We start from the raw sequence: 13,419 nt of genomic DNA, 5'->3' as shown, positions 1-13,419 counted from the left end.
CGGGAAAACCCGACAGGACCGATTGTGCGGGGGCGTTCGCCTCGACCGAGGCGAAGTGACGGGGGCTCGCAGCCATACCAACCGTCCTCACGTTGATGCTCAAGATGGGACGACGTCGGCCCGTGTGCGCGCCGGGAGCGCGCTATTTCGTGGCGGGAGTGCTTGTGGCGGTGGCCTCGGCGACTTCGGACGTCGGGGGTTCGCTGACGTCGACGAATTCGTCGGTGTCCTGCGATTGTACAGCCCCTTCGGGCTTCCATTCGCGACCGGGCACGTACGGCGAGGGTTCGAAGCCCGGATGCCGCCGCTTCTGCACGAAGAAGATCGCGAGACCGACCACGACGCCGAAGATCGCCGCCCACACGTTCGTGCGCAGACCCAGGATGATCTCGCTCGGGTCGATGCGGATCGACTCCCACACGATGCGGCCCGCGCTGTACCAGACGAGGTACAGTCCGAACAGGCGGCCCCACTGCAGGCGGAACTTGCGACCGGCCCACAGAAGCATGACCACGCCGAGGAGGTTCCAGATCACCTCGTACAGGAATGTCGGGTGGAAGAGGGTTCCCTCCGGCAGGCCGACCGGCCAAGCCGGGTTCGGGTAGGCGATCTCGAGGCCCCACGGCAGGTCGGTCGGCAGCCCGTAGAGCTCCTGGTTGAACCAGTTGCCGAAACGGCCCATCGCCTGGGCGAGGAGGAGACCCGGGGCGAGCGCGTCGGCGAACGTCCAGAACCGGATCCCCGTCCACCTGCACCCGAGCCACGCACCGATCGCGCCGCCGATGAGCGCGCCGTAGATCGCGATGCCGCCCTCCCAGATGAACAGGGCGGAGACCGGATTGGCGCCGGGACCGAAGTAGAAGTCCCAGTGCGTCACCACGTGGTAGATGCGGGCGCCTATGATCGCCAGAGGGACGGCGAGCAGCGCGATGTCGATGACCACCCACGGCTCGGCGCCGCGCTTGGTGAGGCGGTGGTTCGTCAGGAGCACCGCAGCGATGATGCCCGCGATGATGCACAGCGCGTAGTAGTAGATGGTCGGGCCACCCGGCCACAGGGTGAACGTCGCCTCCGGCGGGCTCGGGATGCTGGCGACGACGCCCTGGGCGAGGCTCTGTGCGACGTTGATCATGGAGACGAGAATCCTTGCTGGTGGGGAGGCCGGCGACCGGCCGACAGGGGAAAGTCTAGTTCGGGGGCAGAGCCGTGCCCGCGGCGAGAGCGCGCGTGGCCTCTCCGAGACCCTCGAGCCCGCCGTCGCGCAGGGCGCGAACGAGCGCGGTGCCGACGATGGCTCCGTCGGCGTAGTCGAGGACGCCGGCGACCTGCTCGGCGTTGGAGATGCCGATCCCGACGCAGGCATTGGTCACGCCGTGAGTTCGCAGGCGGGCGACCAGGGTGCGCGCCGCGGCATCCAGCTGCGCCCGCTCCCCCGTGATGCCCATCGTCGACACGGTGTACACGAAGCCGGTGGACTGCCGCACGATCAGCTCGAGCCGATCGTCGGTCGAGGTGGGCGCCGCGAGGAAGACGCGGTCGAGCCCTGTGCGCTCGCTCGCCGCGATCCACTCCTCCGCCGCATCCGGGGTGATGTCGGGCGTGATCAGTCCGGCGCCGCCGGCGGCGAGGAGATCTTCCGCATAGCGGTCCACGCCGTACTGCAGAACCGGGTTCCAGTAGGTCATCACGAGGACCGGCACATCGACTCGTCGAGTGATCTCGGCTACAGCAGTGAAGGTGTCGTGCAGGCGGAACCCGCCGGCGAGGGCCGCCTGCGTGGCCTCCTGGATGACTGTGCCGTCCATCACGGGGTCGGAGTAGGGCGGTCCCAGCTCGAGGATGTCGGCGCCGTTCTCGGCTAGGGTCACGGCCGCGTCGATGCTCGTCTGCAGATCGGGGAACCCGAGGGGCAGATAGCCGATGAGTGCTCCGCGCCCGGCCGCGCGAGCGGCGTCGATCGCCGCGGCCACGCGCGAGGTCACAGCTTCTCCCCCTCGCCCTTGGCGGCGTCGTCGTGAGGTGCCGATGCGGCGGTCGCGGCATCCGTCCCCTCGTCGTACAGCTCGAAGTAGCGCGCCGCCGTGTCCATGTCCTTGTCGCCGCGCCCCGAGAGGCAGACGGCCAGAATCGCGTCGGGGCCGAGCTCACGGCCGATGCGCAGCGCGCCGGCCAGCGCGTGCGCCGACTCGATCGCCGGGATGATCCCCTCGGTCTCGGAGAGCAGGCGCAGCGCCTGCATCGCCTCGTCATCGGTCGCCGGGATGTACTCCGCGCGGCCGATCGACGCGAGCCACGCGTGCTCGGGCCCGACGCCGGGGTAGTCGAGGCCCGCCGAGATCGAGTGCGACTCGATGGTCTGGCCGTCCTCGTCCTGCAGCACGAAGGTCTTCGCGCCGTGGAGGACTCCGGGACGGCCGCGCTCGATCGATGCGGCGTGGCGGGGCGTGTCGACGCCGTCGCCGGCGGCCTCCACGCCGTAGAGCTTGACGCCCTGGTCGTCGAGGAACGCGTCGAACATGCCGATCGCGTTCGATCCGCCCCCGACGCACGCGAGCACCGCATCGGGCAGGCGGCCGGCCTCCTCGAGGAGCTGGGCCCGCGCCTCTTCGCTGATGACCTTCTGGAAGTCGCGCACCATGGCCGGGAACGGGTGAGGTCCCGCCGCCGTGCCGAAGATGTAGTTGGTCGTCTCGACGCTGGCGACCCAGTCGCGGTAGGCGTCGTTGATGGCGTCCTTCAGCGTGCGCGAGCCGGTCTTGACGGGCACGACCTCCGCGCCGAGCAGACGCATGCGAGCCACGTTGAGGGCCTGACGCTCGGTGTCGACCTCGCCCATGTAGATCGTGCAGTCGAGGCCGAACAGGGCCGCTGCGGTCGCGGTGGCCACGCCGTGCTGACCTGCGCCCGTCTCAGCGATCACGCGCGACTTGCCGAGCCGCTGGGTGAGCAGCGCCTGCCCGAGCACGTTGTTGATCTTGTGGGAGCCGGTGTGATTGAGGTCCTCGCGCTTGAGGAAGACCCGGGCGCCTCCGGCGTGCTCGGCGAACCGTCGCACCTCGGTGATGGGCGACGGGCGCCCGGCGTACGAGTGAAGCAGGCGCACGAGCTCCGCCTGGAACGCCGGGTCGGCCTTGGCGGCCTCGTACTCGGCGGTGAGTTCGTCGATCGCGGCGACGAGCGACTCGGGCATGTAGCGCCCGCCGAACTCGCCGAAGAAGGGGCCGGATGCCTCGCGCAGGTTCATGAGCCCGCTCCGAGGAAGGCCCGAAGCGTGGACACGGGGTCGTTGGTCACGAGTGCCTCTCCTACGAGGACGACGTCAGCGCCCGCCGCGCGGTAGTGGGTGACGTCTGCGGGCTCGAGCACGGCGGACTCGGCGACCTTGATCGCGTCGGACGGAATGCGGTCGGCGAGCCGCCCGAACAGGTCGCGGTCGAGTTCGAACGTCGAGAGGTCGCGCGCGTTCACGCCGATGAGCTTGGCGCCGAGATCGGCCGCCCGGTCCACCTCGGCGGCCGAGTGCGCCTCGACGAGCGGTGTCATGCCGAGGTCGAGGATCAGCGCGTGCAGCCGGGCGAGCACGTCCTGGTCGAGCGCGGCGACGATGAGGAGCACGAGGTCTGCACCGGAGGCGCGCGCCTCGAGCACCTGGTACTCGTTCGCGATGAAGTCCTTACGCAGGACGGGGAGACCCACAGCGGCCTTGACGGCCTCGAGGTCGGCCAGGCTCCCCTTGAAGCGGCGTCCCTCGGTCAGGACGGAGATGGCCGAGGCCCCGCCCTCCTGATACCGCTGGGCCTGCAGCGCAGGGTCGGGGATATCGGCCAGATCGCCGCGAGACGGGCTCGCCCGCTTGACCTCGGCGATGATCTTGACGCGATCCGCGGGCTTCAGGGCTGCCAGTGCGTCCAGCGGGGCCGGCTGCGCCAGTGCGGCCGCCTCGACCGCCGCACGAGGCCGCTCCGAGGCGCGGGCCTCGGCGTCCTGAACCGCGCCGGCCGTGAGGTCGGCGAGCACGTCAATGCTCTTTCTGCGAGTACTTCGACCCGTTCACGCCGTAGCCGGCCTTCGCCATGATCCAGCCGACGATGAGGCCGACGACCAGGAGACCGGCAGACGCCCATACCAGGACCGGCATGTCGAACCAGTAGAAGACGACGCCGAGCGTGACCGCGACGAGCATGATCACGACGGCGGTCCAGGCGGCGGGCGAGTGTCCGTGGCCGGGGTCGCCGATGTGGTTGCTCATGGGTCTCCTCCAAGTAGACGCGGGGATGTGGTCAGTCTAGCGGTCGGTCGGTGGGATCCTCGCCACGCGAGAGGTCGTCCCACGAGTCGATCGCGTCGTGCGGCCGCGAGCCGGAGACCGCGGCGGGCGCGGTCTCCTCGGTGCGGTAGCGGCGACCGGAGCCCTTCCACTGCCGGGCTGTGGCGATCGTGAAGAGCCCCGCGGCAACCAGCACCGCGGCGGTGACCACGGTCACCATCGGCCATGTTGTGGTCGTGACGGACGAGACGAGTTCGGCGACGGCGGCCTCGCCCGTGATCCCGGTCGCCTCGGTGACGGTGGCGGCGATCGCCGACGTCGGCGTCGTGACGGCGACCAGGAGGCTGAGCCAGCCGATCACGCCGGCGACGAGGACCGTGAGCGCGCCGAACGCGTACCTCAGCACGAGCCCGACGATCGACAGCGCTCCGCCCAGGGCGAGCACCGCGAGCCCGAGCGGCGCCAGCACCGGAACCGCCGCGGACCCCGGCACCTCGAGAGCGTGCGCTGCGCCGTCGTCGAGGACGGCTGTGAGCCATGTCTGCGTGGAGGAGATGACGATCAGGGCGCCGCACACGACGAGGGCGACGACGGCGAGCAGCCGAGCGCGCCGGATCACGCCTCGCGCTCCGGACCCCGGGCGGGCGCCAGATCGTCGGCGTCGAAGCACGTGCGCGTTCCGGTGTGGCACGCCGGGCCGACCTGGTCGACCTCCAGCAGGACCGCGTCGCCGTCGCAGTCGAGGCGCGCACCCCGGACGAGCTGGATGTTGCCCGAGGTGTCGCCCTTGCGCCAGTACTCGCGCCGCGAGCGGGACCAGAAGGTGACGCGACCCTCCGTCAGCGTGCGACGCAGGGCCTCGGCATCCATCCACCCGAGCATCAGCACCTCGCGCGTGTCCCACTGCTGGACGATCGCCGCGACAAGGCCGTCCTCGTTGAAGAAGACGCGGTCGATGCGGGCCTGCACGTCGTCGGTCACGACCGCACCTCCCGGACGGCGATGCCGTCGGACGCCATCGCGGCTTTGACGTCTCCGACCGTCAGCTGACCGGAGTGGAACACGGATGCCGCGAGCACGGCGTCCGCGCCGGCCTCGATCGCCGGACCGAAGTCCTCGGCGCGGCCGGCGCCGCCGGAGGCGATCACCGGCACGCTGGACACCTCGCGCATGAGCGCCACCAGCTCGAGATCGAAGCCCTCGCGCGTGCCGTCGGCGTCGATCGAGTTCACCAGCAGCTCCCCCGCGCCGCGCTCGATCGCCTCCCGGGCCCACGCCAGCGCATCGAGCGTCGCCTCTGTGCGGCCGCCGTGGGTGGTCACGACGAACCCGGAGTCGGTTCCGGCCGAGCGCTTGACATCGAGCGAGAGCACGAGCACCTGCGCACCGAAGCGGTCGGCGATCTCGTCGAGCAGGTCGGGACGGGCAATCGCCGCGGAGTTCACGCCGATCTTGTCGGCGCCGACCGACAGCAGGCGCGCGACATCGTCGACCGAGCGGACTCCCCCGCCCACCGTCAGCGGGATGAAGACCTCCTCGGCCGTGCGACGAACGACGTCGTACGTCGTGGACCGCTCGTCGACCGTCGCGGTGACGTCGAGGAACGTCAGCTCGTCCGCGCCCTGGCGGAAGTACTCCCGCGCCAGCTCGACGGGGTCGCCCATGTCGCGCAGGTTCTGGAAGTTGACCCCCTTGACCACGCGGCCCGCGGCCACGTCGAGGCACGGGATGACGCGGCAGACCAGGCTCATCAGAGCCTCGCGTTGTGGATGGCGGTCACGAGGATCGCACGGGCGCCGATGGCATAGAGCGCGTCCATCACCTGGTTCACGCCCTTGCGCGGAACCATGACCCGCACGGCCACCCACTCGGGGTCGCGCAGCGGAGCGATGGTCGGGGACTCGATGCCCGGCGCGATGGCCACGGCGTCGTCGACGAGGGTCGCCGGCAGGTCGTAATCCACCATCACGTAGCGGCGGGCCACCATCACGCCGCGCAGGCGGCGCAGCAGCGTGTCGGTGCCGTCGATGTCGGACGGTCCGGCGATGAGCACCGCCTCGGACTCGAGGATGATCGGACCGAAGATCTCCAGCCCGGCCTGGCGGAGCGTCGTGCCCGTCGAGACGACGTCGGCCACGGCATCCGCCACTCCCAATCGCACCGCGGACTCGACCGCGCCGTCGAGGGGCACGAGGTCGACGGCCACCCCGTGATCGTCGAGGAAGCCGTCGACGAGGCCGGGGTACGCCGTGGCGACGCGCATGCCCTGGAGGTCGCCGACAGTCGTGAAGGTTCCCGGAGGCGCGGCGAACCGGAACGTCGAGTCGCCGAAGCCGAGCGACTCGATCTCACGGGCGCCCGGCATGCGGGCGTCCAGCAGGAGGTCGCGACCGGTGATCCCGACGTCGAGTGCGCCGGATCCGACGTAGGTCGCGATGTCCTTCGGGCGGAGGTAGAAGAATTCGACCTCGTTCTGAGGGTCGATGACGTGGAGGTCCTTGGGATCGCGACGGCCGGTGTAACCCGCTTCCGAGAGCATCTCGGAAGCGGTCTCGGCGAGCGAGCCCTTGTTCGGCACGGCGATTCGCAGCATGTCAGCGGGGCTTTCGGGTTCGAGGGCGGAGTCGGATGCGCGCTCAGAGATGTCGGTAGACGTCTTCGAGGCTCAGCCCCTTCGCGAGCATGAGCACCTGCAGGTGGTAGAGCAGCTGCGAGATCTCCTCGGCCGCGGCATCCGTCGACTCGTACTCGGCCGCCATCCACACCTCGGCGGCCTCTTCGACGATCTTCTTGCCGATCGCGTGGACGCCCGCGTCGAGCTGCGCGACGGTCCCCGATCCTTCGGGACGCTCCGCCGCCTTCGCGGCGAGCTCGGCGAACAGGGAGTCGAACGTCTTCACGCTTCCAGGGTAGCGGCCGGGTGGGATGCCTCGGCGCCGCGTGACGCGCGGGCGTCAGTGCGCATGCCGCGCGGCCGCCGCGCGCAGCCCGGCGATGGCCGCCGCGGGATCGCCCGCGCCGAAGACGGCGGACCCGGCGACGAACGTGTCGGCACCGGCCTCGGCCGCCTGAGCGATCGTCGACTCGCCGATGCCGCCGTCGACCTGGAGCCACACGGACGAGCCGCGTCGGCGGGCTTCGTCGGCGAGGCGCCGCAGCTTGGGCAGGGTCTCGGGCATGAACGACTGCCCGCCGAAGCCCGGCTCGACGGTCATCACGAGGATCTGGTCGAAGTCGTCGAGCAGATCGAAGAGTCCCTCGACGGGCGTCGCCGGCTTGACCGCGACGCCCGCGCGGGCGCCGATCGACCTCAGCCGCCGGGCGAGGGAGACCGGCTCGATCGCCGCCTCGAGGTGGAACGTCACCGATGCCGCGCCCAGCTCGGCATACCCGGGGGCCCACCGGTCCGGGTCGGCGATCATGAGGTGCACGTCGAGGGGAACCGGGCTCGTCGCCTGGATGCGCTCCACCATCTGCGGTCCGAACGTGAGGTTCGGCACGAAGTGGTTGTCCATCACGTCGACGTGCACGAAGTCGGCCGCGGCGATGCGCGCGAGCTCGGCCTGCATGTTCACGAAATCGGCGGCCAGGATGCTCGGATTGATGCGGACGCCGCCGTCGCGGCCGTTCTCGTCGCGGAGGGGCACGGCTCCCATTATGGTCGAGCCGTGGACCCCATCACGGCGCTGCTGGCCGACATCCTCGAGGAGATCCGGCCCGACGACGACGGCGCTTCCGCGTCGTACATCCCCGAGCTCGCCGCCGCCGACCCCGACACGCTCGCGTTCGCCGTCGTCGGACCGCGCGGGCGCGTGCGTGCGGTCGGCGACGACCATGTGGAGTTCACGATCCAGTCGATCTCGAAGCCCTTCGTGCTCGCGCTGGCCCTCGAGGAGCACGGCCTCGAGACGGTCATGCGGCGCGTGGGCGCCGAGCCCAGCGGGGAGCCCTTCAACGCCATCAGCCTCGAGCCGGTGACGGGACGCCCCGCGAACCCGATGATCAACGCCGGAGCCATCGCGACATCGGCTCTCGTCGGGGGCGCTGACGTCGACGAGCGAACGGCGCGGATCGCCGAGCTGCTGTCGGCCTTCGCCGGCCGGTCGCTGTGGGTCGACGAGTCGGTGTACGCCTCGGAATCGCTGACGGGCGAGCGCAACCGCGCCCTCGCTCACCTGCTGAAGTCGCACGGGGTCATCGACGGCCCCGTCGACGTCGCCGTGGAGACGTACTTCCGGCAGTGCTCGCTCCTCGTCACGGTGCGCGATCTCGCGGTCATGGCGGCGACCCTCGCCTTCGGCGGTGTGAACCCCGTCACCGGCGAGCGGGTCGTCGGCGAGCGGGTTGCGCGCGACGTGCTCTCGATCATGTCGAGCTGCGGCATGTACGACTTCTCCGGCGAGTGGCTCCTGCGCGTCGGTCTGCCGGCCAAGAGCGGTGTCAGCGGCGGTCTCCTGGCGGTCGCTCCGTCGCAGTTCGGCGTGGCGGCCTTCAGTCCCCGGCTCGATGCGCACGGCAACAGCGTCCGCGCGGTCGCGATGGTCGAAGCGGCGTCGGAGCGGTTCGGGATGCACCTGCTCGAACCGCACGAGAGCGTGGCGTCCCCCGGCCTCACGGTCCACGGCGAAGGCGGGGCCCGCGTCGTCCGCCTCGGGGGCGAGCTCGGCTACGCGGGGGCCGAGCGGATCGTCGCCGTGCTGCGCGACCTCGCGGCGGGGATGCCGCCGGACGAGCCGCTGACGATCGACGCGCGCGCCCTCGGGCGTACCCACCCCGGCGCGCTCGTCGCGCTGCGCGGGGAATTCGACGACACCCCGGCGTGGGTGTGGCTCACGGAGTGAGTCCCGGTTCAGACCCTTCGCAGCAGCGAGATCGACATCGCGTCGGTGTTGTGCCGGTGCGGCCACAGCTGAGCGCGACCCGAGCCGTCGGCCTGCGCCTGCAGCTCGGGGTCGCCGTCGGACAGCGCGGTGACGACGTCGCGAGCGGACATCTCCTCGAGCGCGGCCCCCCACTCCCGCCGCACCTCGGCGACGACCCCGGACGTCTCCGCGAGGTGCGGCGAGCAGGTGACGTACGCGACCACGCCGCCGGGCTTGAGCGCCGACACGGCGCCGGTGAGCAGTTCGCGCTGAAGTCCCGTCAGTTCGGGGACGTCGGTCGGCGCCTTGCGCCACCGGGCCTCCGGGCGGCGACGGAGCGCCCCCAGGCCGGTGCAGGGTGCGTCGACGAGGATGCGGTCGTAGGTGCCGGGCGAGGCTTCGGTGCGGGCGCGGCCGTCCTCCTCCGACACGGGGACTTCGAGCGGCACGCCCTCGAGCGCCTTGCGGACGAGTCCCGCGCGCGCGTGCGAGATCTCGTTCGCCTCGAGGCGCGCACCGTGGGCGAGCGCCTCCGCGGCAAGGAGGGCGGTCTTGCCGCCCGGGCCGGCGCACAGGTCGAGCCAGCGCTCACCTTCGCGCACCGGGAGAGCCCGGGTGAGCGCGAGCGCGGCGAGCTGCGATCCTTCGTCCTGCACGCGGATGCGGCCCCCCGATTCCCGGATCGCCACCTCGGGGTCGCCGCCGCCGAGACGGAAACCCACCGGCGAGAACGGCGTGCGACGCGCGTCGTCCGGCACCTCTGCCAACCCCGGGAGCGCGGTCATCGTGACCCGCGGCGACGCGTTGTCGGCCGTGAGCAGGGCTTCGAGTTCGTCGGCGCGCCCTTCGGCCGCCAGCGCGCGACGGAACGCCCGGACCACCCAGACCGGGTGGGAGTACAGCAGCCCGAGCTGCTCGTCGTCGGAGCGCGCTCCCTCGGCGATGCGCGTCATCCAATCGCCCGGAGTGTCGCGCGACACGCGGCGCAGCACGGCGTTCGCGAACCCGGCGGCGCCGCGGCCGCCGGCGGCACGGGCGAGCTCGACCGACTCGTTCACCGCGGCGTGCGAGGCCACGCGCGTCGACAGCAGCTGATGGACGCCGAGCCGGAGCGCGTCGAGGACGGCGGGGTCGATGTCGGACACGGCGCGGTCCGCCGCGATCGCGATCACCGCGTCGTACGTCCCCTGCCGGCGGAGCGTGCCGTAGGTGAGCTCGGTCGTCAGGGCGGCGTCGGACGTGGACAGACCCGCCCTGGCGATCGACGTCGGCAGCAGCAGATTGGCGAAGGCGTCGGATTCATGCACCGCGCGAAGGGTGTCGTAGGCGACGCGGCGGGACGCGGAGGCGGAGGTCATGTGCCGGCCACCGGAGACGTCTGTCGCAGACCACGCCACCAGTCGGCCGCGCGCATGGCACCCTTGCCCGCCGGCTGGACCGCGTCGAGCACGATCGGGTCGGAGCCCGTGCCGACGAGCACCTCCCGTCCGTGAAGGGCGATCGCACCGGGCGCGAGAGTCGGAGCGTCGTCGCCCGGCCGCTTCACCGAGAGCACCTTGAGCCTCGCGCCGTCGATCGTCGTGTGAGCTCCGGGCTCGGGCGTCACGCCGCGGATGCGCCCGAGCACGGCGTGCTGCGGCTCGGTCCACCGGATCAGGCCGTCGGTGTCGCCGAGCTTTCCCGCGTAGGTGGGTTCTCCGGACTGCGGACGCGCCGTCGCCGTGCCGGCTGCGATCGCGTCGACCACCTCCGCGAGCAGGACGGCTCCTTCCTCGGCGAGAGCGGCGAGGAGCTCGCCGGCGGTGGCTCCGTCGGCGATGTCATGCGCGCGCTCGGCGAGCACGTCCCCTGCGTCGAGCTCGGGCACGAGCCGGAACACGCTGGTCCCGGTTCGGTCGTCCCCCGCGATGAGCGCGTGCTGTACCGGCGATGCGCCGCGCCAGCGAGGCAGCAGCGAGAAGTGGAGGTTGATCCAGCCGTGCGTCGGGGTGGACAGCAGCGGCTCGCGCACGAGCCCGCCGTAGGCGACGATCACGCCGAGATCGGGTCGCAGCGCGGCGAGGCGCTCGGATGCCTCGGGATCGAGGCGATCGGCGCGCAGCACTCCGAGCCCGAGCTCCTCTGCGGCGGCCGCGACGGGCGACGGTGTCAGGACGCGCTTGCGACCGAGCGGCGCGTCACGGCGTGTGACGACGGCGGCGATGTCGTGATCGGATGCCGCGAGCCGGCGCAGCGACGGGACCGCCGGCTCCGGTGTCCCGGCGAAGACGAGGCGCATGGGACTCCTCACAGATCGATGTCGGGCACGTCGACCCGAACTTTCAGTGTATTGCGCGGCGCGGGCGGTCGCCCCTTCGCGGGGCGCCGAGCCTTGATCGCCTGAGCGACGACGGATCCGCGAAGGCTCTCGGCAACGCGGGCACCGAGACCATACTCGAAGCGCACGAGCGCACGGACGCCCTCTTCGCGGGGCAGCGGGCCGAGCACCGCGTCGCGATCGAGCTCCGGGACCGCGCTGCGCAGCGCCGTGAGGGCTTCTTCGACCGCGGCGTGCGTGCCGTCCACCGCCGCGACGCGCACGGTCGGAGGCATCCGCAGCGGCGCGCGGTCGGCGAGCTCCGCACGGGCATAGGCGGCCTGCGTCCACGTCGCAAGGGCGCGAGCGACCGGACCGGCGACGCCGACCAGGTGCACGGGCGCGCCGGGCGCGGCCAGGGCCGCCGCATTCGACCACCACCGGAGACAGGACTCTCCGATGCGCAGGTCGTCGGCCAAGAGCATCCGGTCCCCGTCCAGGAGGATGACCGCCCGGTATCCGCCCGCGGCCACCGGCTCGGCTCCGCGGGTCGCCACGACGAGGGCAGGGCGGGCGTCGACGTGCGTGACGGGGTGCTCGCCGTCGGCGACGATGACGCGCACTCCCGGGAACGCGCGTCCGAGTTCGTCCGCCGTGCGCTGCGTGCCCGATGACGCCATCCGCACGCGCGTGGAGGAGCACTCGGGACAGGTCCAGCCGCTGGCCGCGCGCCCGCACCACGAGCAGGTCGGGACCGCGCCCTGACGCGCGGCGTGAAGCGGGCCACCGCAGTGAGGGCATCGCGCAGGGTGACGGCATTCGGCGCACACCAGCACGGGCGCATAGCCCGGACGGGCAACCTGCACGAGCACCGGACCGTGAGCCAGCGCCTCGCGCGCGGCGGCGAAGGCCGCCGACGGCACACGCGATCCACGGGACTCCCCCTCGCGCGTCGCACTGAGGACGACTCGCGGGCTGGTGCGACGGGCGGCCGGGACGTCGCGCACCCATCCGATCGCCACGAGGCGCTCGACGTCGGTGGTGCGCGTATGACCGGCGAACAGGAGTGCGCCGCCGTCGAGTTCGTGGCGAAGCAGAGCGGCGTCGCGCGAGTGGACGCCGGGACTGAGCGGCTCGCCGAGCAGCGGATCGCCGTCGTCCCACAGTGCGACGAGTCCGAGGTCGTGCACCGGGGCGTAGACCGCCGACCGGTTTCCGATGACGACGCACGGCTGCGCGGTGAGCGTGCGGAGGAAGGCGGCATAGCGGGCAGGCGAGCTCTGACGCGCGTCGTCGCGCACGAGTGCGGAGGCAGGGATCCGCCCCTCGAGGGCGGCCTCCACCTGTGCGCGGTCGCGGTGATCGGGCACGACGAGAACCGCACTGCGCCCGGCCGCGAGGGTCAGAACGGCCGCGGCAGCGAGCACCATCGCCCAGGAGCCGACGGTCGCGCCCGTGGGAAGCGTGACGGGCGCGGGAGGTGCGTCGAGCGCGAGCCGCTCTCCTCGGGCGAGCGCGGCGCCGAGATCGGGGAACGCGCCGAGGGCGTCGTCCGCCCACGCGAGCTGGGCCGGGTCGATCGAGGGCGCCGCCGGCGTCTCGGAGCCGAGCCACGCCTTCTCCGCCCGGACCATGCGCTTGGGGATCGCCAGCCGCAGGATATCGCTCGCCGATCCCGCCGCCCGGTCCGCGCAGCGTCGCGCGAGCCGGTAGAGGCCCGGCGTGAGCACCGGCACCGGGGACACGACGGCATCGAGCTCGGAGAGCGGGCGATCCGAGGCATCCGGCTCCCCCACCTCGACCAGGTAGGCGTCGACCACCCGCCCGGCGGTCCGCAGCGGCACACGGACCCGCACACCCGGGATCGCCGTGTCAGCGAGCTCGCGAGGGATCTCGTAATCGAACAGCCGGTCGAGTTGGGGCAGCGGAGAGTCGATGAGCACGCGCGCGACCCTCCGCGCCGTCACCTCCGGCCTCCGCAGACGCCCCGCCGC

The 13,419-nt window shown here is 71.9% G+C and carries 15 protein-coding genes; 1 reads left to right on the top strand and 14 read right to left on the bottom strand.

What is annotated here, in order from left to right:
- Positions 1–142: 142 nt before the first annotated feature.
- Genes lgt through rpe form a run of 11 tightly spaced genes read right to left on the bottom strand, consistent with a single transcriptional unit; the run spans position 143 to position 7,914 of the window.
- On the bottom strand, positions 143–1,132 hold the full coding sequence (lgt, locus tag HF323_RS10725) for a prolipoprotein diacylglyceryl transferase (RefSeq protein WP_169582566.1): 990 nt from the start codon (positions 1,130–1,132) through the stop codon (positions 143–145).
- A gap of 55 nt (positions 1,133–1,187) precedes the next feature.
- On the bottom strand, positions 1,188–1,982 hold the full coding sequence (trpA, locus tag HF323_RS10720) for a tryptophan synthase subunit alpha (RefSeq protein WP_169582565.1): 795 nt from the start codon (positions 1,980–1,982) through the stop codon (positions 1,188–1,190).
- Entirely contained in the window at positions 1,979–3,244 is a 1,266-nt protein-coding gene (trpB, locus tag HF323_RS10715) for a tryptophan synthase subunit beta (RefSeq protein WP_169582564.1), read from the bottom strand. Before trpB ends, trpA begins: the two co-directional genes overlap by 4 nt.
- Positions 3,241–4,017, bottom strand: coding sequence for an indole-3-glycerol phosphate synthase TrpC (trpC, locus tag HF323_RS10710; RefSeq protein ID WP_169582563.1), 777 nt, complete (start codon positions 4,015–4,017; stop codon positions 3,241–3,243). Before trpC ends, trpB begins: the two co-directional genes overlap by 4 nt.
- A 1-nt stretch (position 4,018) precedes the next feature.
- Entirely contained in the window at positions 4,019–4,249 is a 231-nt protein-coding gene (locus tag HF323_RS10705) for a DUF6704 family protein (protein WP_169582562.1), read from the bottom strand.
- A gap of 31 nt (positions 4,250–4,280) precedes the next feature.
- A complete protein-coding gene (locus HF323_RS10700) occupies positions 4,281–4,886 on the bottom strand; it encodes a Trp biosynthesis-associated membrane protein (RefSeq protein ID WP_169582561.1) in 606 nt (201 codons plus the stop codon).
- The gene (gene hisI / locus HF323_RS10695) at positions 4,883–5,248 is read right to left on the bottom strand and encodes a phosphoribosyl-AMP cyclohydrolase (RefSeq protein WP_169582560.1); all 366 of its coding nucleotides are present in this window, start codon (positions 5,246–5,248) and stop codon (positions 4,883–4,885) included. The genes HF323_RS10700 and hisI overlap by 4 nt, the downstream gene beginning before the upstream one ends.
- Entirely contained in the window at positions 5,245–6,018 is a 774-nt protein-coding gene (gene hisF / locus HF323_RS10690; protein WP_169582559.1) for an imidazole glycerol phosphate synthase subunit HisF, read from the bottom strand. The genes hisI and hisF overlap by 4 nt, the downstream gene beginning before the upstream one ends.
- Positions 6,018–6,860 (bottom strand): ATP phosphoribosyltransferase, encoded by an 843-nt coding sequence (gene hisG, locus HF323_RS10685; RefSeq protein WP_169582558.1) that lies wholly within the window; start codon positions 6,858–6,860, stop codon positions 6,018–6,020. The genes hisF and hisG overlap by 1 nt, the downstream gene beginning before the upstream one ends.
- 43 nt (positions 6,861–6,903) lie before the next feature.
- Positions 6,904–7,167: a phosphoribosyl-ATP diphosphatase gene (locus tag HF323_RS10680; RefSeq protein WP_169582557.1), complete on the bottom strand. Its 264-nt coding sequence runs from the start codon at positions 7,165–7,167 to the stop codon at positions 6,904–6,906.
- 54 nt (positions 7,168–7,221) lie between these two features.
- Positions 7,222–7,914: a ribulose-phosphate 3-epimerase gene (rpe, locus tag HF323_RS10675; protein ID WP_317451052.1), complete on the bottom strand. Its 693-nt coding sequence runs from the start codon at positions 7,912–7,914 to the stop codon at positions 7,222–7,224.
- A 21-nt stretch (positions 7,915–7,935) separates the two neighbouring features.
- Here rpe and glsA point away from each other — a divergent pair, with 21 nt between their 5' ends.
- Positions 7,936–9,108 (top strand): glutaminase A, encoded by a 1,173-nt coding sequence (glsA, locus tag HF323_RS10670; protein ID WP_169582555.1) that lies wholly within the window; start codon positions 7,936–7,938, stop codon positions 9,106–9,108.
- Positions 9,109–9,116: 8 nt separating this feature from the next.
- Here the strand turns inward: glsA and HF323_RS10665 are convergent, their stop codons facing one another.
- The 3 genes from HF323_RS10665 to HF323_RS10655 are packed head-to-tail and all read right to left on the bottom strand — an operon-like array spanning position 9,117 to position 13,392.
- A complete protein-coding gene (locus HF323_RS10665; protein WP_169582554.1) occupies positions 9,117–10,487 on the bottom strand; it encodes a transcription antitermination factor NusB in 1,371 nt (456 codons plus the stop codon).
- Positions 10,484–11,407 carry a methionyl-tRNA formyltransferase gene (fmt, locus tag HF323_RS10660; RefSeq protein ID WP_169582553.1) on the bottom strand — a complete coding sequence of 308 codons (924 nt, stop codon included), beginning with the start codon at positions 11,405–11,407 and terminating at the stop codon, positions 10,484–10,486. Before fmt ends, HF323_RS10665 begins: the two co-directional genes overlap by 4 nt.
- 8 nt (positions 11,408–11,415) lie before the next feature.
- Positions 11,416–13,392: a primosomal protein N' gene (locus tag HF323_RS10655; RefSeq protein ID WP_169582552.1), complete on the bottom strand. Its 1,977-nt coding sequence runs from the start codon at positions 13,390–13,392 to the stop codon at positions 11,416–11,418.
- Positions 13,393–13,419 lie beyond the last annotated feature (27 nt).

Source organism: Microbacterium sp. MF43 (genome assembly GCF_012847295.1).
Classification (GTDB): Bacteria; Actinomycetota; Actinomycetes; order Actinomycetales; family Microbacteriaceae; genus Microbacterium.
Note: the sequence above shows the minus strand (reverse complement) of the source record. Positions and strands in the feature narration are given on the sequence as shown.

What these genes read in the sequence shown, in the direction of transcription:
- lgt (WP_169582566.1), bottom strand. Translation starts at nt 1,132, where the DNA reads ATGATCAACGTCGCACAGAGCCTCGCCCAGGGCGTCGTCGCCAGCATC.
- trpB (WP_169582564.1), bottom strand. Translation starts at nt 3,244, where the DNA reads ATGAACCTGCGCGAGGCATCCGGCCCCTTCTTCGGCGAGTTCGGCGGG.
- HF323_RS10705 (WP_169582562.1), bottom strand. Translation starts at nt 4,249, where the DNA reads ATGAGCAACCACATCGGCGACCCCGGCCACGGACACTCGCCCGCCGCC.
- hisF (WP_169582559.1), bottom strand. Translation starts at nt 6,018, where the DNA reads ATGAGCCTGGTCTGCCGCGTCATCCCGTGCCTCGACGTGGCCGCGGGC.
- hisG (WP_169582558.1), bottom strand. Translation starts at nt 6,860, where the DNA reads ATGCTGCGAATCGCCGTGCCGAACAAGGGCTCGCTCGCCGAGACCGCT.
- HF323_RS10665 (WP_169582554.1), bottom strand. Translation starts at nt 10,487, where the DNA reads ATGACCTCCGCCTCCGCGTCCCGCCGCGTCGCCTACGACACCCTTCGC.
- fmt (WP_169582553.1), bottom strand. Translation starts at nt 11,407, where the DNA reads ATGCGCCTCGTCTTCGCCGGGACACCGGAGCCGGCGGTCCCGTCGCTG.